At 69.3% G+C, this 18,362-nt stretch carries 18 protein-coding genes; 7 read left to right on the top strand and 11 right to left on the bottom strand.

What is annotated here, in order from left to right; translation table 11 throughout:
* Window positions 1-19: 19 nt before the first annotated feature.
* The gene (locus ABT313_RS37345; RefSeq protein WP_350864000.1) at window positions 20-1,234 is read right to left on the bottom strand and encodes a helix-turn-helix domain-containing protein; all 1,215 of its coding nucleotides are present in this window, start codon (window positions 1,232-1,234) and stop codon (window positions 20-22) included.
* Between the two features lie 87 nt (window positions 1,235-1,321).
* On the opposite strand from ABT313_RS37345, the gene ABT313_RS37340 reads away from it, so the two are divergent.
* Window positions 1,322-1,936 (top strand): maleylpyruvate isomerase family mycothiol-dependent enzyme, encoded by a 615-nt coding sequence (locus ABT313_RS37340; protein WP_350863997.1) that lies wholly within the window; start codon window positions 1,322-1,324, stop codon window positions 1,934-1,936.
* On the opposite strand, the gene ABT313_RS37335 is transcribed toward ABT313_RS37340, so the two are convergent.
* Genes ABT313_RS37335 through ABT313_RS37315 form a run of 5 tightly spaced genes read right to left on the bottom strand, consistent with a single transcriptional unit; the run spans window position 1,876 to window position 7,113 of the window.
* Entirely contained in the window at window positions 1,876-2,526 is a 651-nt protein-coding gene (locus tag ABT313_RS37335; protein WP_350863994.1) for a DinB family protein, read from the bottom strand. The genes ABT313_RS37340 and ABT313_RS37335 overlap by 61 nt on opposite strands.
* 7 nt (window positions 2,527-2,533) lie before the next feature.
* Window positions 2,534-3,094 (bottom strand): dihydrofolate reductase family protein, encoded by a 561-nt coding sequence (locus tag ABT313_RS37330; RefSeq protein WP_350863991.1) that lies wholly within the window; start codon window positions 3,092-3,094, stop codon window positions 2,534-2,536.
* Window positions 3,091-4,341: an FAD-binding oxidoreductase gene (locus tag ABT313_RS37325; protein ID WP_350863989.1), complete on the bottom strand. Its 1,251-nt coding sequence runs from the start codon at window positions 4,339-4,341 to the stop codon at window positions 3,091-3,093. The genes ABT313_RS37330 and ABT313_RS37325 overlap by 4 nt, the downstream gene beginning before the upstream one ends.
* Window positions 4,322-5,170, bottom strand: a complete 849-nt coding sequence (locus tag ABT313_RS37320; RefSeq protein WP_350863987.1) for a DUF6597 domain-containing transcriptional factor — start codon at window positions 5,168-5,170, stop codon at window positions 4,322-4,324. The genes ABT313_RS37325 and ABT313_RS37320 overlap by 20 nt, the downstream gene beginning before the upstream one ends.
* Window positions 5,171-5,172: 2 nt before the next feature.
* On the bottom strand, window positions 5,173-7,113 hold the full coding sequence (locus tag ABT313_RS37315) for a potassium transporter Kup (RefSeq protein WP_350863985.1): 1,941 nt from the start codon (window positions 7,111-7,113) through the stop codon (window positions 5,173-5,175).
* Window positions 7,114-7,210: 97 nt separating this feature from the next.
* Here ABT313_RS37315 and ABT313_RS37310 point away from each other — a divergent pair, with 97 nt between their 5' ends.
* Window positions 7,211-8,458, top strand: coding sequence for an MFS transporter (locus ABT313_RS37310; RefSeq protein ID WP_350863982.1), 1,248 nt, complete (start codon window positions 7,211-7,213; stop codon window positions 8,456-8,458).
* A complete protein-coding gene (gene cpt, locus ABT313_RS37305; protein WP_350863979.1) occupies window positions 8,455-8,991 on the top strand; it encodes a chloramphenicol phosphotransferase CPT in 537 nt (178 codons plus the stop codon). Before ABT313_RS37310 ends, cpt begins: the two co-directional genes overlap by 4 nt.
* Here the strand turns inward: cpt and ABT313_RS37300 are convergent.
* Complete coding sequence (locus ABT313_RS37300) at window positions 8,976-9,581, bottom strand: TetR/AcrR family transcriptional regulator (protein ID WP_350863976.1); 606 nt, start codon at window positions 9,579-9,581, stop codon at window positions 8,976-8,978. The two genes, cpt and ABT313_RS37300, sit on opposite strands and share 16 nt — an antisense overlap.
* A gap of 46 nt (window positions 9,582-9,627) precedes the next feature.
* Here ABT313_RS37300 and ABT313_RS37295 point away from each other — a divergent pair, with 46 nt between their 5' ends.
* Together ABT313_RS37295 and ABT313_RS37290 are read left to right on the top strand one after the other, a co-directional pair.
* A complete protein-coding gene (locus tag ABT313_RS37295) occupies window positions 9,628-10,638 on the top strand; it encodes a glycoside hydrolase family 113 protein (protein ID WP_350863973.1) in 1,011 nt (336 codons plus the stop codon).
* 25 nt (window positions 10,639-10,663) lie between these two features.
* Entirely contained in the window at window positions 10,664-11,260 is a 597-nt protein-coding gene (locus ABT313_RS37290; protein WP_350863970.1) for a TetR/AcrR family transcriptional regulator, read from the top strand.
* Here ABT313_RS37290 and ABT313_RS37285 read toward each other — a convergent pair.
* Window positions 11,230-12,327: an aldo/keto reductase gene (locus ABT313_RS37285; RefSeq protein ID WP_350863967.1), complete on the bottom strand. Its 1,098-nt coding sequence runs from the start codon at window positions 12,325-12,327 to the stop codon at window positions 11,230-11,232. The genes ABT313_RS37290 and ABT313_RS37285 overlap by 31 nt on opposite strands.
* Window positions 12,328-12,406: 79 nt before the next feature.
* On the opposite strand from ABT313_RS37285, the gene ABT313_RS37280 reads away from it, so the two are divergent.
* Window positions 12,407-14,377 (top strand): GMC family oxidoreductase, encoded by a 1,971-nt coding sequence (locus tag ABT313_RS37280; RefSeq protein WP_350863964.1) that lies wholly within the window; start codon window positions 12,407-12,409, stop codon window positions 14,375-14,377.
* A 124-nt stretch (window positions 14,378-14,501) separates the two neighbouring features.
* On the opposite strand, the gene ABT313_RS37275 is transcribed toward ABT313_RS37280, so the two are convergent.
* Together ABT313_RS37275 and ABT313_RS37270 are read right to left on the bottom strand one after the other, a co-directional pair.
* Window positions 14,502-15,020 (bottom strand): VOC family protein, encoded by a 519-nt coding sequence (locus tag ABT313_RS37275; RefSeq protein WP_350863961.1) that lies wholly within the window; start codon window positions 15,018-15,020, stop codon window positions 14,502-14,504.
* 33 nt (window positions 15,021-15,053) lie between these two features.
* Complete coding sequence (locus tag ABT313_RS37270) at window positions 15,054-15,758, bottom strand: LysR family substrate-binding domain-containing protein (RefSeq protein WP_350863958.1); 705 nt, start codon at window positions 15,756-15,758, stop codon at window positions 15,054-15,056.
* A 33-nt stretch (window positions 15,759-15,791) separates the two neighbouring features.
* Between ABT313_RS37270 and ABT313_RS37265 the strand changes: the two genes are divergently transcribed.
* Window positions 15,792-16,175 carry a DUF5997 family protein gene (locus ABT313_RS37265; RefSeq protein ID WP_350863955.1) on the top strand — a complete coding sequence of 128 codons (384 nt, stop codon included), beginning with the start codon at window positions 15,792-15,794 and terminating at the stop codon, window positions 16,173-16,175.
* Between the two features lie 137 nt (window positions 16,176-16,312).
* Here ABT313_RS37265 and ABT313_RS37260 read toward each other — a convergent pair whose 3' ends face one another.
* A complete protein-coding gene (locus tag ABT313_RS37260) occupies window positions 16,313-18,238 on the bottom strand; it encodes a hypothetical protein (protein WP_350863952.1) in 1,926 nt (641 codons plus the stop codon).
* Window positions 18,239-18,362 lie beyond the last annotated feature (124 nt).

The raw sequence follows: 18,362 nt of genomic DNA, 5'->3' as shown, positions 1-18,362 counted from the left end.
TCAACCGCTCGGGGAACAATCAGAGATGAACGCGGTAAACGACGAGCGGGCGGCCGCTGCCGGTGCCCAGCTGCGTGCCGGTTGCGTCGGCCAGGCCGGCGCGTTCGAGGCGGTTGAGGACGCGGCGCGCCGTACGCGGCTGGATGCCGAGGTAGTCGGCGACCGAGCGCGTGGTCAGGCCGTCCTCGGGCGTCGCGTGCACGAGCTCCTGCAGGCGCTCGAGGGTCGCCTTCGACAGGCCGGCGCGCTGCGCGAGCAGTTGCAGCTTCGACCGCTGCTGGGCCCGCGGTGCGGCCCCGCCGACGAGCACGAGGTCGATGTCGTTGCGCAGGGAGACGACTGCCGCCGTACGGCCGGCCGTTCTCGCCCGGCCGAGGGCGCGGCGGGCCAGCGCCTCGGTCTCGGTTCCCGAGCCGCCGATGCCGAAGCCGATCCGGACTGGTCCGAATTGCTCCTTCAACCGGGTCAGCATGCCCAGCTCGGTGAACGCTGCCGTGGCCTGCTCGAGCGGTCCGCGGGTCGCGATGACGAGCCACCGCTTGTCGTCGTACCGGATGACGCTGCCGCCGAGCGAGCCGGCCTCGCGGCGGAGGGCGCTCTCGGCGTCGGGGGAGATCTCGACCAGGCCGAGCGCGATCTGCGCATCGTCACTGCGCAAAGCGTCATGGACGAGCAGCAGACTGTTCACCGCGCTGCGCACCGAGTGGACCGACGGAGCGAGCCGCAGCGTGGTCTGCTCGGTCCGGAGCTTCTCGTACGCCGAACGCAGGCAGGTGATCGCGACCGTCGCGCGGGCCTCGTGGTGGAACGCGAGGATCTCCTCGAGGCTCAGCCCGGGCCGATACGGCAGGACGCGGACACCGCTCGTGGGCAGGCCGACCTCGTCGAACGTCTCCCGGACCTCGGCCTCGTCGAGAACGTCGATGCTGATCGAGGTGACGTCGCGACCCTCGCTGAGCAGCTGCACCAGGGCGCGCATGAGCGTGGCGCCGGTGTACTCGACGTGCGCGGCCGGCCGGTCCAGCAGGCCCTGTGCGGCGGCCATCTGGTACGGGACGACGCCGGTGAACAGCCACGCGTCGACGCTGCCCGGCGCGTTCGCCATCACCTTCGGCGTATCGGTCTCGCGCCGGTAGCGCAGCGGGACGATCTCGACCCCACGCAGCCCTTTCAGGATCCGGCTCGTGGAGGTGACCAGGTCCGACGGTCCCACCACCCCGATCGACGTCACCATGGCGTGGCCCCCTCCTTCATCGGCTCAGTCTCACCAGAACACCCCACCGCTGCAAGAACCCGCGCCGTCGTCGGCTACGTTCCCCTCATGGCACGCGTTGACGAGTGGATCGACGAGGGTACGGCGAAGTGCCGCGAGGCACTGATCGACCTGGACGCGCCATCGGCGCTACCCGGCTGGAAACGACGGCACGTAGCCGCCCACCTGTCCCTCAACGCCGAGGCCCTCGGCAACCTCGTCGACTGGGCCCGCACCGGCGAAGAACACCCCATGTACCCGTCTCCCGAGGCCCGCGCCGCCGACATCGAGTCCAACGCCCTCCGCCCCGAATCCGAACTGCGCACGTGGTTCGACTCATCCGCCGCGACCCTCAACGAGGCCATGGCCGCGCTCACCTCCGAGCAGTGGACCACCACGATCCGCACCGCCCAAGGGGTCCCGATCCCCGCGACCCGAATCCCGTGGATGCGTTCCCGCGAGGTCCTCATCCATGCCGTCGACCTCGCCACCGGCATCACCTTCGCCGACCTCCCCACCGACTTCCTCGAAGCCCTGTGCGAAGACATCCGCACCCAACGCACCGACGTACCCGCCCTCCAAGGCCCCCTCCCCGACATAGCCGCCTACCTCGCCGGCCGCCCCTACTCAGCCGTCTCCACCCCATCCGGCCACCCCGCAGCCCCACTCCCACCCTGGCTCTGAGCAGACGGTTGGCTCTTCACGTAGGCCATCCAGGTCTCCCGGTCGATCTCGCCGGTCATCCGCGCCCGGTACATCCGCAAGTACTCCGGGTCGTCCGGCGACATCGGGTCTGCCGGGCGACTCCCGACCCGACCATCGACCAGCTCCCGCACGACATCCGCATGCCCCGCGTGCCGCGTGGTGTCGAGCAATACGGTCAACACCATCTCCCGCAGTGTCACGGTCGAGCCAGAGTGATGCGTGCCTAAGGTTTCAAGATCGAGCTCCTCGACCGCCAGCGCTCCTGCCGCACATGCACGCCGGTACGCCGCGATGAGTTCCTCGGGCGACTCGTCCGGCGTCGCCCACAGGTCCAGCCCGTGCCACAACTCCTCGTCGTCCTCCCACGGAAGCACCTCCCGCTCCCGCCCGAAGGCCGACACCAGATACCCGTACGTGACGCCGGTCAGGTGCTTCACGATGCCGATGAGGTTCGTCCCGGTGCCCGTCATCGGCCGCCGGAGTTCCGCGTCGCTCAGCCCTTCCACCTTCCAGAGCAAGGACTGCTGGATCTCGTCGAGGTGCTTGAGCAGCAGTGCCTTCTCGTCCATCCGCGGACTATTTCACGATTCGGTAGTGGAGGTGGGTCACGTCGCGGGAGGGGAGGGTGCGGGTTTGTTCGAGTTCGATCTGGGCGGCGGGGAGGTTGTCGAAGAGGCGGCGGCCTTGGCCCAGGAGGACCGGGACGACGTGGAGTTCGAGTTCGTCGAGTTCGCCGGCTGTCAGGAGGGCCTGGGCCGCGCCGGCTCCGTGGACCAGGATGTTGCGGTCACCGGCGGCGGCGCGGGCCTCGGCGGCGCAGGACTTCACGTCGGTGACGAAGCGGGCGCTGCCGGGCGGGACATCGTTCTCGTCGATCTGGTGGGTGAGCACGAAGATCGGTACGCCGTCGTGGTGGTCGCCGCCCCACCGCCCCGCGTGCTCGAACGTGCGGCGGCCGGCGATCACGGCGCCGGTGGCCAGCGCCTCGCCGTACACCTGGCCGCTCGGTCCGTCGGAGTCGCGGTCGTCGAGCCAGTTGAACAGCCGGAACCCGCCGCTGCCCATCGGCTGTTCCACGCTGTCGTCCGGCCCGACGACGTACCCGTCGAGCGACATCGTCATGTACAGCACGATCATCTGAAGCCTCCGAAGATGTGGTCTGGATCGTATGCCTGCTTGATGTCGAGCAGGCGCTTGTAGTTGCGCCCGTGGTAAACGGTCGGGTCAGCAACGTCGGGGTCGGGGAAGTTGGGGTAGAGCCGGCCGGAGCCGTGCGGGTGGGCGATGGACCAGGATCGCCGTACGGCGGTGCGGTCGGTGCTCGCGTGTTCGAGAAGGAAGCGTTCGCCGCGGTGCGCGAAGGCAGTCGCGTCGGAAGGGACGCGGTTGTAGGCACCACCCATCGGGGTGAAGTTCAGCTCGCATCCTGCGGTCAAGAGCTCGGCAACGGCGGAGCGGGGGAGCGGCGAGCTGAAGAACTCGGACTTGCTGTAGACGATCCGGTCGCCCGGCGCGTCCTCGTCGGAGAAGCTGCGCTTGAGGTCTGGCCAGCTGAGGCCGTCGCGGAGCTCCACGACCGGATCGAGGGAGGCGAGTTCGCCGAACTCGGCGTCGCCGACCGCGGCACCGAACACACGCACTTCGTCGGCCGTCACGGCGAGGCTGCCGGTGAGGTGATCGGGCGCGTCCGGGGCCCAGGACTGCCAAGCGGCGATGACGTCGGCGGCTCGATCCCGTGGATAGGTGAGGGTGAAACGCGTAGCGGTCGGCGACGGTACGGCGGCGAACACGAGCGACGTCACCACCCCGAACTGACCACCACCCGCTCCCCGCAACGCCCAGAACAGATCCGGTTCCTGCTCCAGCGAACACTCCACGACCCGACCATCCGCAAGCACAACCGTCGCCCCGACAAGCCGATCGCAGGTCAACCCGTACCGCCGCCCGAGCAACCCCAGCCCACCACCGAGCGTCAGCCCAGCAATCCCGACCGTCGGCCCACACCCCGCCGGAATCGTCAGCCCATGCTCATGCAACCCGCCATACACATTCGCCAACCGAGCGCCCGCGCCGATGGTCGCGAGGGGCGCCCTCCAGCCGGCTGCCTCCGGCTCGCTTGTCGCCGGAGCGGCGGTTACGGAGATCGTGGTCAGGCCGGACAGATCGAGCAACAGCCCGGTAGTCGACGAGCGCCCTGCGAAGCAATGCCCGCCGCCGCGCGCCGCCACGGGCAAACCAGCAGAGCGTGCATACCCAAGCGCCTCGACCACGTCATCCGCGGACCCGCACCGAGCAATCACCGATGGCCGGACATCGCGGTACTGCGGCATCGCCGGCCGGCGGAGGTCGTCGTACCGCGGGTCGTCAGGTCCGATCAGCTCCATGCACCGACGCTAGACCGGTTCGGGACGACTGGGCTTGAAGAAATCGGTCGTACCAGCCGGCCAGGAACGGGCGGTACGACGCGGAGTGGTCGTGCCCGCAGTCGCAGCTGTCGGCCTTCACGCCGAGCAGGTCGCGCGGGGTGACGCCGGTCAGCCGGACGCACTCACGCGTCAGATGGGCGTGGTCGGAGTAGCCGGTTTCGGCGGCCAGATCGGCGAGGCCATTGCCGTAGCCGGCCTGGGCGAGGGCCAGATATCCCTGGAAGCGCAATGTCCGCTGCAAGGTCTTCGGCCCGACGCCGGTAGCCGCCAGACAACGCCGCCGGAGCTGGCTCTCCGACAACGCGAGATCGTCGGCCAACGACGCGATCCCGCTCGGATTCCACGGCATCAGCCGATGTACGAGCTCCACGACGAGCGGATCCGGGCGCAGCTGCTCGCCGACCAGATACCGCTGCACAGCCAGCAGGGCGGAGTGGGCAGAGGGCGACGAGTCGACCACGGTCCCCAGCACGTCGGCCAGAGGGCCCCACAGCTCGACCGACAGATCCACTAAGTCGTCAGCAGGTACGCCGAGCAGCGCCGTCCCGGCCCCGGGCATGAACCGCACCCCGACGATCGTGCTCCGCGGCGGCAGCACCTGCACCTGAGCGCGAGTCAGCGGCCCGACCACGCGTGGTACGCCGCCGACCGGGCAGTGCAGCTCGACACCACCTGTGGGCAGGTCGCGCTGCACATACGCGACGGATCCGGTCCGCTGGATCCAGACAGTACGGACGAGCCCAGCCAGTGCGGGCACCGGCGCCAGCTCGTCGTACGTCTGATCCATGGCTAGAGCTCGATATGCGATCCGATGATGACGGTCCGGTCGCGCGGCAGCCCGAAGTACTCCGCGGCGTCGGCGGTGATGTGCGAGGTGGCGAGGAACAGCTGTTTGCGCCAGCCGGCCATCGTGGCGGACTTGCCGCGGCGGAGCTCGATCTTCGACAGGAAGTACGACGCGTTGTCGAGGTCGAGCGGCCCCTCGGTCGCGGCCGGATCCAGCAGGGCCAGGGCCGCGGGGACGTCCGACGACTCCATGTATCCGAACTTGATCGTGACGTGTGTGATCCCGTCGTTGCCGTACCCGAGATCGTTGACCATCACCCGCTGGTCCTCGGGGACGCGCGGGATCTCCTCGGTCACGATCGCGACGATCACCACGTGCTCGTGGCGCACCTGGTTGTGCTCGACGTTCGCCCGCAGCGCGAGCGGGGTGCTGACACCGCCGCGGTTCAGGAAGATCGCCGTACCGGGCACCGTCCGGACGGGCATGTCGCCGGAGCCGAGCTGGTCGATGAACTCCTGCAGCGGTCCCTCGGCCTTCTCCCGCTCGGCCGTGACGACCTGCCGGCCGCGCTGCCAGGTCGTCATGATCGTGAACGCGGTCAGCGCGATCAGCAGCGGCAGCCACGCGCCGTGGACGATCTTGGTCAGGTTGGCCGCGACGAACAGCAGGTCGATGGAGAGCAGCACGGCTGCGCCGACGCCGATCAGCCATTTCGGGATGTTCCAGCGGTAGTGCGCGACGTACAAGAACAGCGTCGTGGTGACGGTGATCGTGCCGGTGACGGCCATTCCGTACGCGTAGGCCAGCCCGGCCGAGCTGCGGAACGCGAACACCAGCGTCAGCACCGAGACCAGCAGCAGCCAGTTGATCCAGGGCACGTAGATCTGACCGACCGTGGTCGCCGAGGTGTGGGCGATCCGCAGGCGCGGCAGGTAGCCGAGCTTCGCGGCCTGCGACGCGACCGAGTACGCGCCGGTGATCACTGCCTGCGACGCGATCACGGTCGCCGCGGTCGCGAGCACGACCAGCAGTGGCCGGGCCCAGTCCGGGACCAGGAGGAAGAACGGACCGCTCAGGTTGGCCTCGTCCTTCAGCACCAGTGCGCCCTGACCCAGGTAGCTCAGCACCAGGGCGGGCAGGACGAGGAAGAACCAGCCGCGGGAGATCGGCTTCCGGCCGAAATGCCCCATGTCGGCATAGATCGCCTCCGCGCCGGTGATGGAGAGCACGACCGCGGCCAGCGCGAAGAACGCGATATGGAAGTGCCCGGCGAGGAACCCGATCGCATACGTCGGCGAGAGCGCCTTCAGGATGGCCGGGTGCTCGACGATCCCGCCGATCCCGCAGGCCCCGATCACCACGAACCAGACGATCATGACCGGTCCGAACACCCGGCCCACGGCCTCGGTGCCGCGCCGCTGGACGGCGAACAGCAAGATGATGATGACCGCGGTGATCGGTACGACGTACTCGCCCAGCGAGGGCTCGACGAGCTTCAGGCCCTCGACCGCGGAGAGTACCGAGATGGCCGGCGTGATCATACTGTCGCCGAAGAACAGCGACGCTCCGAACAGGCCGAGCCCGGCCAGCACGATCGCACCCTTGCGTTCAGGCTGCCGGCGGCCCCACCGGCGCAGCACCGTGATCAGTGCCATCAGGCCGCCCTCGCCGTCGTTGTCGGCGCGCAGCGCGAGCAGGATGTAGGTAACAGTGACCACGATCATCACCGACCAGAAGATCAGCGAGACGACGCCGAAGACGTTGTTGGCGCTGACCGGCACCGGATGCGGGTCCTCGGGGTTGAAGACGGTCTGGATCGTGTAGATCGGGCTGGTCCCGATATCACCGAACACCACGCCGAGTGCCCCGACGACCACCGCGAGTTTGACGGTGTCGTGGGCGTTCGGCGTATGGCTCGTCGCGCCGTCCTGCTGAATCGTCACGGCCCGGACGATACCCGCCGCGAGAGCTACCTGGGTGGATGTCGAGACCGTTGCGACGACTCCGACGTACCCGGTGACTACGGAGGAGGGACACACCATGACGCCGGAGCGGGTACTGCGGACCTACGTCACGCTGGTCGCGGTGTCGACAGGTGCATCGTCGATGATCTGGGGGATCAACACGTTGTTCCTGCTCGACGCCGGTTTGAGCATCGGGAAGGCCTTCGCGGCCAACGCGTTCTTCACCGCGGGCATGGTGCTGTTCGAGGTCCCGACCGGGGTGGTCGCGGACACGGTCGGCCGGCGTACGTCGTACCTACTGGGCACGGCCACTCTGTTCGGCTCCACGCTGCTCTACCTGCTGCTGTGGCAGACCCATGCGCCGTTCGTGCTGTGGGCGGTGGTGTCGGTGCTGCTCGGGCTCGGGTTCACGTTCTTCAGCGGCGCGACCGAGGCCTGGCTGGTCGACGGCCTGCACGCGACGGGGTACGACGGGTCGCTCGACGCGGCGTTCGCGAAGGGGCAGGTGGCGAGCGGGATCGCGATGATGGGCGGCTCGATCGGCGGCGGCTTCCTCGCCCAGGTGACGAATCTCGGCGTACCGTACGCCGCCCGTGCGTTGTTGCTCGCGGCCACCTTCGCGGTGGCGTGCCGGGCGATGCGCGACCTCGGATTCACGCCGAAGCCGCGGGTCCCGGTCCGCGGCGAGATGGTCGGGATCGTCCGGGCGTCGCTGCGGCACGGCCTGCTGAATCCGCCGGTGCGCTGGGTGATGCTGGCCGGTCCGTTCACCGCCGGGGTCAGTGTGTACGGCTTCTACGCCGCGCAGCCCTACCTTCTGCGGTTGTACGGGCACGCCGATTCGTACTGGATCGCGGGTCTGTCGGCCGGGATCGTGGCCGGTGCGCAGATCGCCGGCGGCGCGTCGGCGTCGTACGTCGCGCGCATCGTCCGGGACCGGATCATGATCCTGATCGCGGCGATCGCCACGTCCGCGGCTGTGATCGCGCTGATCGGTCTGGTGACGTCGTTCTGGGCCGCGCTCGGTCTGTTGATGGTGTGGGGCACGATGTTCGCCGCGATGACGCCGGTGCGGCAGGCGTACCTGAACAGCCACATCCCGTCGGCGCAGCGGGCGACGGTGCTGTCGTTCGACAACCTGCTCGGTTCAGCCGGCGGCGTCGTGATCCAGCCGGGGCTCGGCCGGTCGGCTGATCTGTGGGGATACGGGCAGGCCTACCTGCTGTCGGCCGGTCTGCAGGTGCTTGCGCTGCCGTTCCTCGGGCTGGCTCGCCGAAAAGCCGTCGAGGTAACGCCGGACCAGCCCCTAGCCTTGCAGGCGTGACGGTTCGACTGATCATCCTCAACGGCGGTTCCAGCTCCGGGAAGACCGCGATCGTGCGGGCTCTGCAGGAGGTGCTGGACGAGCCGTGGCTCGGGTTCAGCGTGGACGACTTCGTCGACGCGCTGCCGGCCAAACTGGAGGGTTCGCCGGACGGGATCGTGATCGGTGCTGACGGCGACGTGTCGGTCGGGCCGGCGTTCCGCGAACTGGAAGCGGCCTGGACCGCTGGGATCGTCGCGATGTGCCGGGCCGGCGGCCGGGTCGTGATGGACGACGTCTTCCTCGGCGGCCCGTCCTCGCAGCAGCGCTGGTGGAACGCGATCGGCGATCTCGAGACGCTGTGGGTCGGCGTTCACTGCGACCCGACGATCGCGGCGCAGCGAGAGGCCGCCCGCGGTGATCGTCCGGCCGGCATGGCCGAAGGGCAGGCGCTGATCGTGCATCAAGGCATCACGTACGACGTCGAGGTGGACACGTCGCACACGGCCTCGATCGACTGCGCCCGGACGATCGCCTCCTACGTGAAGGCCTGATCGACCACAGCGAGGGCGCTGACGATGCGCTCCCGGTGCTCCGCAGCCACGACATCAGGATCGTCGCCGGCAAAGATCCGGCGCACCGACTCGAGGTGGACGACGCGGTACGCAGCGACCGTCAGCGCGGCGGTCAGCTGCGGATCGGGTACGCCGGTCTGTGCCATCGCCGCGGCCATCGCCTGCTCGATCTGCTGGAGCAACTCGCGGGCGCGATTCTGCAGGGCCCGGGACTCGGCAACGACCTCCCAGAAGCGGCGGAACGTGCCGCGGATCGTCGACAGCGGGTGGCCCTCGTCGGCCAGCGCGACCAGCAGATCTGACAGTGCTCGGACCGCGGACATCCCGGCCGGGCGGTCGTTGATCGCGGCAACGACCAGGGCCTCCGCCTCGGGGTAGCGGTCGAAGAGCAGGTCCTCCTTGCGGGCGAAGTGCGCGAACACCGTCGGCCGCGCGACATCTGCCGCCTCGGCGACCTCTGTCACCGACACCGCGTCGAAGCCGCGCTCGAGGAAGAGCGTGGTCGCGACCTCCGAGATCCGGGTCCGGAACTCGGCCTTCTTCCGCTCCCGGCGGCCCAGGTGGTTCATAATTAAAAGATATACCGAGTATGAGTTTGTTGCTAGGCTGAAGGTCATGCGATCAATCGGGGTGAACTACGACACCGGCCTGCGGTACGACGGCCGTAGTACGCGCAGCCGTTTCGAAGCCGACGAGGTGCGCCGTGAGCTGGCGGTGATCGCGGACGAGCTTCATGCGCCCGCGGTGCGGGTGGTGGGGACCGAGCTCGACCGGCTGGTGGTGGCGGGAGAGGCGGCGCTGGCGGCCGGGCTGGACCTGTGGTTCTCGCCGATGCCGATGAACCTCGAGCCCGCCGAGTTCATCGCCTTCCTCGCCGACTGCGCCGCACAGGCCGAGGTGCTGCGGCAGTCCGCGCGCGGCGACGTCGTGCTCGTGCTGGGCTGCGAGCTGTCCGTGTTCTGCAAGGGCTTCGTGCCGGGCGAGACCTCGGGGGAGCGGCTCGCGCTGATGGGCGACCCGGCGACGTGGACCGACCCGGCCAAGCTGACCGAACTGCAGGCGGGCCTCGAGCGCTGGGGTTCGGTGCAGGAGGAGCTGGCGAGTGCTGCTCGGAGCGTCTTCGGCGGCCGGATCACGTACGCCGCCGGCCTGTGGGAGGACGTCAACTGGGACCTGTTCGACATTGTCAGCGTCGACGCGTACCGGGACGCGGCCAACGCGGCGACCTTCGCCGACGAGCTGGCGTCGCGCTCGAAATGGGGCAAGCCGGTCGTCGCCACCGAGTTCGGCTGCTGCGCGTACCGCGGCGCGGCCGCGCGCGGCGGGACCGGCTGGATGATCGTGGACCGCAGCGTCGACCCGCCGGTCCTCAACGGATCGTACGAGCGGGACGAGGAGGAACAAGTGGAGTACCTGTTCGAGCTCGTCGAGGAGTTCGACCGCATCGAGCTGGCGGCGGCGTTCTGGTTCAGTTTCGCGGGCTTCGAGCTGCCGCACCGCGAGAACGATCCGCGGCACGATCTCGACCTCTCGTCGTACGGGCTGGTGGCGGTCGGGGACGACGGGCAGTGGCGGCCGAAGCAGGTGTTCGGCAAGCTCGCGGAGCTCAACGCCGGCCGGAGCTGATGGACCGGCGGGTACATTTGACCGCGTGTTGACAGCAAAGGGTGCGGCGACTCGAGACCGGATCGTGGCAGCGGCCGCCGCCGAGATCCGCGAGCGTGGGATCAGCGCGGTGAAGCTGGACGACATCGGCCGGCGCAGCCGGACCGGGAAGAGCCAGATGTTCCACTACTTCCCCGAGGGCAAGGAGCAGTTGCTGCTCGCGGTCGCCGAGCGCGAGGCCGAGCAGGTGCTCGACGACCAGGAGCCGCACCTCGGGCAGCTGACCAGCTGGGGTGCCTGGGCCGAGTGGCGTGACGTCGTCGTCGAGCGGTACCGACGCCAGGGTGTGCATTGCCCGCTCGGCGTCCTGATCACCGAGATCGGGCGGCACACCCCGGCGGCGCAGGCCGTGACCGGGAAGCTGCTCGCGCAATGGCAGCACCGGCTGGAGCGCGGAATCGAGGAGATGAAGGCTGCGGGCGAGATCCGTGCCGACGTGGATCCCGCCCGCGCCGCGGGTGCGTTGATCGCCGCGATCCAGGGCGGCGTCGTGATCCTGATGTCCTCAGGTTCGTCGACGCATCTGGAGTACGCGCTCGATCTCTGCCTGGACTACCTCCAGTTGACGACCGGCGGCCGGTAGCCGGCCGGCTTGTCCGCGACCTTCGTTCCGGGGTTGATCTGCCAGCTCTGGTACTCCGGCGTGAACATCCGGTAGACCGACTCCGGCGGTACGGCGCTGGCCTCGTCGAGCGCGGACCGCAACTCGGCCGGCAGCTCGAAGCTGAGCGCGTCGATACTCGAGGCGAGCTGCTTCGGATTGCTCGCGCCGACGATCGCGGAGGCGATGCCAGGCTGCGTGGCCGCCCAGTTCACCGCGACCTGAGCCATCGTCACGCCCAGCTTGTCCGCGACCTCCCGGACTGTCGGCAGGATCTCCCACTGCCGGTCCGACCACGACTGTCCGGCCGCGCCGGCACCGGTGAGACGGCCTTCGCCCGCCATCTGCTTGGCGTCGTCGCGCTGGTACTTCCCGGTCAGGAAGCCCGCGGCGAGCGGGCTCCACGCGGTGATGCCGAGCCCCAGTTGCTGGGCCATCGGGACATGCTCGGTCTCGATCGTGCGCTCGGCCAGTGAGTACGGCAGCTGCAGGCTGACCATCGGGGTCAGCGAGTGCGCGTCGGCCAGCGTCTGTGCGCGAGCGGCGTACCAGGACGGTACGTCGGACAGACCGGCGTAGCGGATCTTGCCGGCCCGGGCGAGGTCGTCGAGAGTCCGCAGTACCTCGTCGATCGGGGTGATGCGGTCCCAGGTGTGCAGCAGGAACAGGTCGACGTAGTCGGTGCCGAGCCGTCGCAGGGACTCGTCGAGCGCGCGGATGAGGTGCTTGCGGCTGTTGCCGCCGGCGTTGGGGTCGCCGGAGTCCAGGCTGTTGGTCGCCTTGGTGGTGAGGACCATCCGCTCCCGGACGCCCGCCTCGGCGATCAGCCGCCCGAGGATCCGTTCGCTCTCCCCGGCGGTGTAGAAGTCGGCGGTGTCGATGAAGTTGCCGCCGGCATCGATATAGGTACGGAAGATCTCCCGCGCGTCGTCCTCGCTCTTGCCGTACGGCGCGTGGAAGCCCGCCTGCCCGAAGTTCATCGTGCCCAGTGCCAGCCGGCTGACCCGCAGTCCCGACCGCCCGAGCAAGTAGTAGTCGTCAAGTGCCATGCCCACAGCGTTGCTCGCCAAATTTGGACCGGCAAGTACAAACGATGCGAGCGTGCATGCTGCGTGAAAGGATTTGGTCGTGGCCCTTTCTGAACAGCAACGAATCGTGCTCGAGCGGCTCGCAGCGGTCGCCGTACCTGCGGACGAGTACCCCGCGGCGGTGGGAGCGGTGGGATTTGTGGAGCAGGTGCTGGCCGAGGATCGCCCGGACTGGCAACCGCGGGTCGAGCGAGCCTTGGAGATTGCCGGGCCGGCGCCGGACCTCGATGCGGTGCTGGCGGATGCGGATGGGGCCTGGCTGGTCCGTCTGGTGGCGCAGGGGTACTACGCGGACCCGGCGGCGTGGGGGATGGTCGGCTGGCAGACCGGCGACTTCTCGCCTGTGCAGACTTCGTTGACGATCACGCCGCGGTCGGAGTTGGCGGATCGGTACGACGCGATCGTGATCGGCTCCGGCGCCGGCGGGGGAGCGGCAGCGCAGGTGCTGGCGGAGTCGGGGCGGTCGGTGCTCGTCGTCGAGCTGGGGCGCTATCCGACGACGGAATCGCTCGCGCACGACCATCTGCGCAACCCGCGATCGGTGGCAGGGCTGCCGGCGCTGACGGATCCGGATCCGGCGGGACGGCCGCGGATCTCGGTCGTGGACGGGGTGCGGAGCCAGGTGCTGCCGCCCGACGGCGGGTGGGGAAACAACGCGTTCACAGTCGGCGGCGGGACGCGCGTGTACGGCGCGCAGGCGTGGCGGTTCGTCCCGCGGGACTTCCGGATGGCCACGACGTACGGCGTGCCGGAGGGGAGCGCGCTGGCCGACTGGCCGATCTCGTACGACGACCTCGAGCCGTACTACTCGCTGGCCGAGCAGCGGTTCGGGGTGAGCGGTGGCGGCGCGGATCCGTGGCACGAGCCGCGGTCGATCCCGCTGCCGATGCCGCCGATGCCGCGGACCGGGCCGGCCGAGCTGTTGGCCGCGGCTGCGGACCGGCTGGGGTGGGGGATTCTCGACGTACCGCTGCTGATCAACTCGGTCGACTACCAGGGACGCTCCGGCTGTGTCCGCTGCGGGCAGTGCGTCGGCTTCGCCTGCCCGGTCGACGCGAAGGGCGGGACGCACAACACCGCGCTCCCGGCCGCGCTCGCGACCGGCAACTGCACGCTGGTCACCGAGACGACTGCCGAGCGGCTGGTCACCTCAGGTGGCCGAGTGACCGGCGTCGCGCTGGTTGCCGACGACGGATGGCGGCGGACCATCTCCTGCAGCGAGGTGGTCGTCTCCGCGGGGGCATCGGAGACGCCGCGGCTGTTGCTGAACAGCGCGCATGACGGCGAGCCGCACGGGATCGGCAACAACCAGGACCAGGTCGGGCGGCATCTGCAGGCCCACGTGTACGCCGGTGCGGTCGGCCTGTTCGAGGACGAGGTGGTCGATCTGGTCGGGCCGGGCGCGTCGATCGCGACCTGCGACTTCCGGCATGGGAACGACGGGATCATCGGCGGCGGCATGCTCGCGAACGAGTTCGTGCCGACGCCTGCGGCGACGTACGACTATCTGACCGGGGCCGGACTCATCCCGCGCGGCGGTCTGGCGAGCAAGCAGGCGATGCGCCACGAGGTACGGCGGATGCTGCGCGTCGTCGGGCCGATCCAAGAGGTGTCGTCGGCCGAGTCGCGGGTCCGCGTGGATCCGTCGGTGGTCGACCGGTTCGGCAATCCGGTCGTGGTGACGAGCGGATCGATCCATCCGGAGGACGTACGTGCGCACGGCTTCATGAGCGCCAAGGCCAAGGCGTGGCTGGAGGAAGCCGGCGCTCTCCGTACGGCGATCGGCACCGTCAGCCTGGGCCACGCGAGCACCGGACAGCACCAGGCCGGCTCCTGTCGTATGGGCGACGACCCGGCCCGATCGGTCACGGACCCTCATGGCCGCGTCTGGGGTCACGACAACCTCTGGATCGCCGACGCCTCACTCCACGTCACCAACGGCGGCGTGAACCCCGTCCTCACCGTCCTGGCCAACGCGCTCCGCATCGCGACCGAGATAGCCCGCACTTGAGCCCCGTCCGCGGGTTCCGCGCAGTACGACGGCTGCCTCGCCCGCGGCGACCGCGCACATGCTGCGAGCCGCCAGCAGCGCGGCTACCCCGCGGGGACTCCAACCACCCTCCGCGTCGTGGGCGTTAGCCCAGGACGCGGGAGATGCCGACGCCGCTGCGGGCGTCGCGGCCGTACTTCTCGATCTCGGCGGCCAGGTTGAGGCGCGCGATGCCGGTCTTGTTCCGGTCGTCGTCGGTGAGCAGGTCGGCCGGGATGATCCAGACGATCTCGAACTCGAGCCCGTCGGGGTCCTTGCCGTACAGCGACTTCGTCGTCCCGTGGTCCGAGGCGCCGACGAGCGCGTCGTGCTCGCTCAGCTTGCCGGCCAGGTCCTCGAGGTCGCCGAGCGTGTCGACCTCCCAGGCCAGGTGGTACAGCCCGACCGTGGTCCGGCCGGCGCCGGACGAACCCGCCTGCGACCCGATCTGGAACAGCCCGAGGTCGTGGTCGTTGCTCGACCCCGGTGCCCGGAGGAACGCCGCGCCCGGGATCGAGTCACCGCTCTCGGTGTACCCGAAGCCGAGGACGTCTCGGTAGAACGCGACGCTCGCCGCGACGTCGCGCACGTACAGGACCGCGTGGTTCAACCGGAAGATCGCCATACTCCCGATGGTAGTTGAGAACTCAACTTGAGACTAGCGACGGCGCCGCGGCTTCTGCCGGCTTCTGTCCGGCTGCTTCTTCGCGGTCCTGCTCTGCTTGGCGGGCTTGGAGGTTTTGGGGGTCTTCGGGATCTTGGTGGCGGCTGGCCCGCGGGTGCTGTTGGTCGTCCGGCCGCGGACGATGCCGATGAAGTGCTCGACCAGCTCACTGGTCTCGTCCGCTTCCGGCCAGCTCAGCGCGACCTGCGACTCCGGCACGCCGGTCAGCGGCCGGTACGTCAGGTCCTTGCGATGGTGCAACCGCGCCAACGACTGCGGTACGACGAGCACGCCCGTGCCCATGGCAACCAACTCGATCGCGTCCCCGGTCCGCACCGGCCGCTCCTCGATCAGCCGGCCCGGCGGCCGGTCCCAGTCGAGTACGTCGTCCTGGGCGTGCAGCACGAGCTCGTCGGCGAGGTCGTCGACGGTCATCTCATCGGCAGCCGTGATCACGTGGTCCTTGGGCACCACCACGACCGTCTGCTCGACGTACAGCGGGATGGCGTGCAGGCCGGTGCGGTCGATCGGCAGGCGCAGGAGCGCGGCGTCGGCCTCGCCACGGCGTACCAGATCGGGTGCGTCGGCGGCGGCGACCTGGATCAGCTCGAGCGGGACGCGGGGGAGGCGCTCGGCCCAGATCCGGACCCACTTGGCTGGGGTCACGCCGGGAACATAGCCCAGCCGGAATCCGGTCACGGCTCACAGGTTACCGGGCGTTACGCTGCTGTCATGACAGCGCGCAAGGCATCCCAGAAGACTTCGCAGACAATGAAGCCCTCGACGGCGGCGAAGAAACTGGATGTGTACCTGCCGGCCACCCCGGCGGAGTTCCAGGACGGCGTCGTGTCACGCGACGAGCTGAACGCGCTGCAGACCGACCCGCCCGAGTGGCTCCGGGAGCTCCGCCGCACCGGACCCCACCCACGCTCCGTGGTCGCCGCCAGGCTAGGCGTCTCAATCAGCGGCCTGGCCCGGGCAGGCATCACCGAGGCCCTCACCACAGCCGACATCGAGGCCATCCGCGCCGACAACCCCGACTGGCTAGAACACGAACGCACCACCCAAGCCGAAGTCCGCCGCCAGACCGCCGAACAGAAACAGAAGAAGCCCTAGGCGTCTGCAGGAAGAGATCTGAAGAAGAGAAGAAGGATTTAGAGTGCTGGCTGGCTTGGGCGGCCAGCCGAAGGTTGCCCGGGCGGGCTCGATCGCGACGACATCATTGAGGTGTCCGGTCGGGTCTTCCGGGTAGCTTAGGGCCGGTTGTCGGGTGTGGGGTTGGGCAGGCGGTGCGTCCCGGTGGGGCCGACCTCGAACCTGAACCCGTGGGGTGTGGTCCATTCCAGCGTCTTGTAGTCGACGCGCCGGACGCTCCAGCCGCGGGCGTGGGTCTTCACCCGATGGCCGAAGCGGCTCAGCGGTGCGAGATTGCGGGTGCTGGTCTGGCCGGGCGGGCCGTACGGGTCGTATGGCTCGATGTGATCCAGGTCGATGGTCCGGTGGGTTTCGCGGGTGCCGTACGGGAACAACTCGACCGGATAGGTCAGCCGTACCCGTTCACGGATCCGGTCCGGGATCTCGTACGCGTCGACGCTGACCGCGTCGTTGAGGTCGATGACGGGTTTGACGGTGTACGGGGCGTGGCCGACGAGTTCGGTGAGCTGGTCGGCGAGCAGCGGTCCGATCCCCTCGGCGCGAAGTACTCCGGTGCCGGTGGCCAGTGTGAGGTCGGTGAGGTGCACGAAGACCTCGGTCTGCCCAGGACGCACCTGTCCGCCGCCGCGACTCGTGGGGTTGGCGTGGGCGTCCCGTTTGATCTGCGCGAGGCGTGCGTCCAGGGCCCGTTGGGCGGCCGTGTCCATTGGCACGCCGTCGTCGGGTTCGCTGCGCGGTCCGGGAATGTATCCCGACGGCCGGCTGTCGAACGGATCACTCGGCGGGTCAGGATCGTACGGACCCGCGCCATCGTCCAGCGGTGGCTCCCGCAGCTCGACCGGCTCAGCCATCGGGTCAGCGGTGAGGTCGGCCAGGTGGGCGTCACCGGCCTCTCGGTGTTCGTGCGACGGGCTCGCCGCGCGCACCGTGTCACCACCGCGAGCCGGGTCCGCCGACACACCCGGTGCGTCGCTCGTGCGGTCGAGCGGACCGAACGCGCCACTGCCTGCAGCCGCCGACCGCGCGCCGACGCCCGACTGCGAGCCCGCTGCCGCGGAGCGCGCACCGACACCTGCCTGCGGGCCTGCTACTGCGGGTCGCGTACCGCCGGGCGCTTGCGGGTCCGCTGCTGCGGGTCGCGAGCCGGAGGCTGCTTCGGAGCGCGCTTTCGCCGAGTGCCGACCAGGGGTAGAGGTGGCGGTGTCTGTGGCGATGTCTGTGGTTGTGGGGGTGGTTGGGGCGGTGGGGTGGTTGCGGGCTTGGGCGAGGAGTTCTTGGGTGAATTGGGGGTCGGCGATGATGTCGATGGCGTCGGCGCGGCGGTGTTGGAGGTGGCGGGTGTCGCCGAAGGTTTTGAGGGCTTCGGCGATGGCGGCGATCTTGGCGTCGAAGCGGGTGACCGCGCCTGCCGGGGCCTTGGCGTAGATGGTCTTGTTGCCATGGTCGTCGCTGCGCCCGACGAACACACCGCGTTCATTCGCTGCTTCGGCGGCTTCGGCGCGGGCTTGTTCGGGAGCGGCGTGGGTTTTGGCGGCGCGGATGATCTTGTCCAGCCGGTACGGCGTGATCGAGTCGATCAGCGGCGCGACACGCTTATCGACGTACCGGGCGGCGTCCTCGGACAGCTTCGCGCAGTAGGTGGCCAGTTGGCGGGCTTTCCAGGGAGTGGCGTCATCGGACTGGACGCGGGCCCAGGTGAACGGGAACCGGTGCCGCAACGCCAACGCCTCACCGATCAACTGGCGCGCCACCATCGGCGAGATCGCGAGCATCACACCGAACTCCGCGATCGCGAACTCCGCGATCTCCGGACAGCCCTCACCGCCCAAAACCACGGCCCGCTCGCGGCCGTCGGCGGAGCGGCGGCCGGGTCGGAGGCCGCAGACTGAGGGGTGGAAGCGGTCGGCGTAGATCTGGGCGTGCTGCAGCAGCCGCGCGTCGGCCCGGTTGGCCATCGCGCGGTGCTCGGCGGCCGACTCCAGCAGGTCGGCCGTGGAGAGCTCACTCAGATCATTCTCGAACATGTGTTCGATTCTACTTGGTGAATGCTCGTCGGCCAAATCGGTGGAACCGCTGGAACCCCTTACTTACAAGACGAACGAGCGTGCGATCCCGCCGCCACGGCCACGGCCACGGGCACGGCCACGG

It is taken from the genome of Kribbella sp. NPDC000426, assembly GCF_040300265.1.
Taxonomy (GTDB): Bacteria; Actinomycetota; Actinomycetes; order Propionibacteriales; family Kribbellaceae; genus Kribbella.
The sequence above is the reverse complement of the archived record's forward strand: the minus strand, read 5'-3'. Positions and strand labels throughout refer to the sequence as shown.

Coding starts and splice junctions, on each gene's coding strand:
- ABT313_RS37295 (WP_350863973.1), top strand. CDS start 9,628: ATGCGATCAATCGGGGTGAACTACGACACCGGCCTGCGGTACGACGGC.
- ABT313_RS37285 (WP_350863967.1), bottom strand. CDS start 12,327: ATGGCACTTGACGACTACTACTTGCTCGGGCGGTCGGGACTGCGGGTC.
- ABT313_RS37320 (WP_350863987.1), bottom strand. CDS start 5,170: ATGGATCAGACGTACGACGAGCTGGCGCCGGTGCCCGCACTGGCTGGG.
- ABT313_RS37275 (WP_350863961.1), bottom strand. CDS start 15,020: ATGGCGATCTTCCGGTTGAACCACGCGGTCCTGTACGTGCGCGACGTC.
- ABT313_RS37330 (WP_350863991.1), bottom strand. CDS start 3,094: ATGATCGTGCTGTACATGACGATGTCGCTCGACGGGTACGTCGTCGGG.
- ABT313_RS37335 (WP_350863994.1), bottom strand. CDS start 2,526: ATGGACGAGAAGGCACTGCTGCTCAAGCACCTCGACGAGATCCAGCAG.
- ABT313_RS37345 (WP_350864000.1), bottom strand. CDS start 1,234: ATGGTGACGTCGATCGGGGTGGTGGGACCGTCGGACCTGGTCACCTCC.
- ABT313_RS37310 (WP_350863982.1), top strand. CDS start 7,211: ATGACGCCGGAGCGGGTACTGCGGACCTACGTCACGCTGGTCGCGGTG.
- ABT313_RS37265 (WP_350863955.1), top strand. CDS start 15,792: ATGACAGCGCGCAAGGCATCCCAGAAGACTTCGCAGACAATGAAGCCC.
- ABT313_RS37260 (WP_350863952.1), bottom strand. CDS start 18,238: ATGTTCGAGAATGATCTGAGTGAGCTCTCCACGGCCGACCTGCTGGAG.
- ABT313_RS37325 (WP_350863989.1), bottom strand. CDS start 4,341: ATGGAGCTGATCGGACCTGACGACCCGCGGTACGACGACCTCCGCCGG.
- ABT313_RS37340 (WP_350863997.1), top strand. CDS start 1,322: ATGGCACGCGTTGACGAGTGGATCGACGAGGGTACGGCGAAGTGCCGC.
- ABT313_RS37300 (WP_350863976.1), bottom strand. CDS start 9,581: ATGAACCACCTGGGCCGCCGGGAGCGGAAGAAGGCCGAGTTCCGGACC.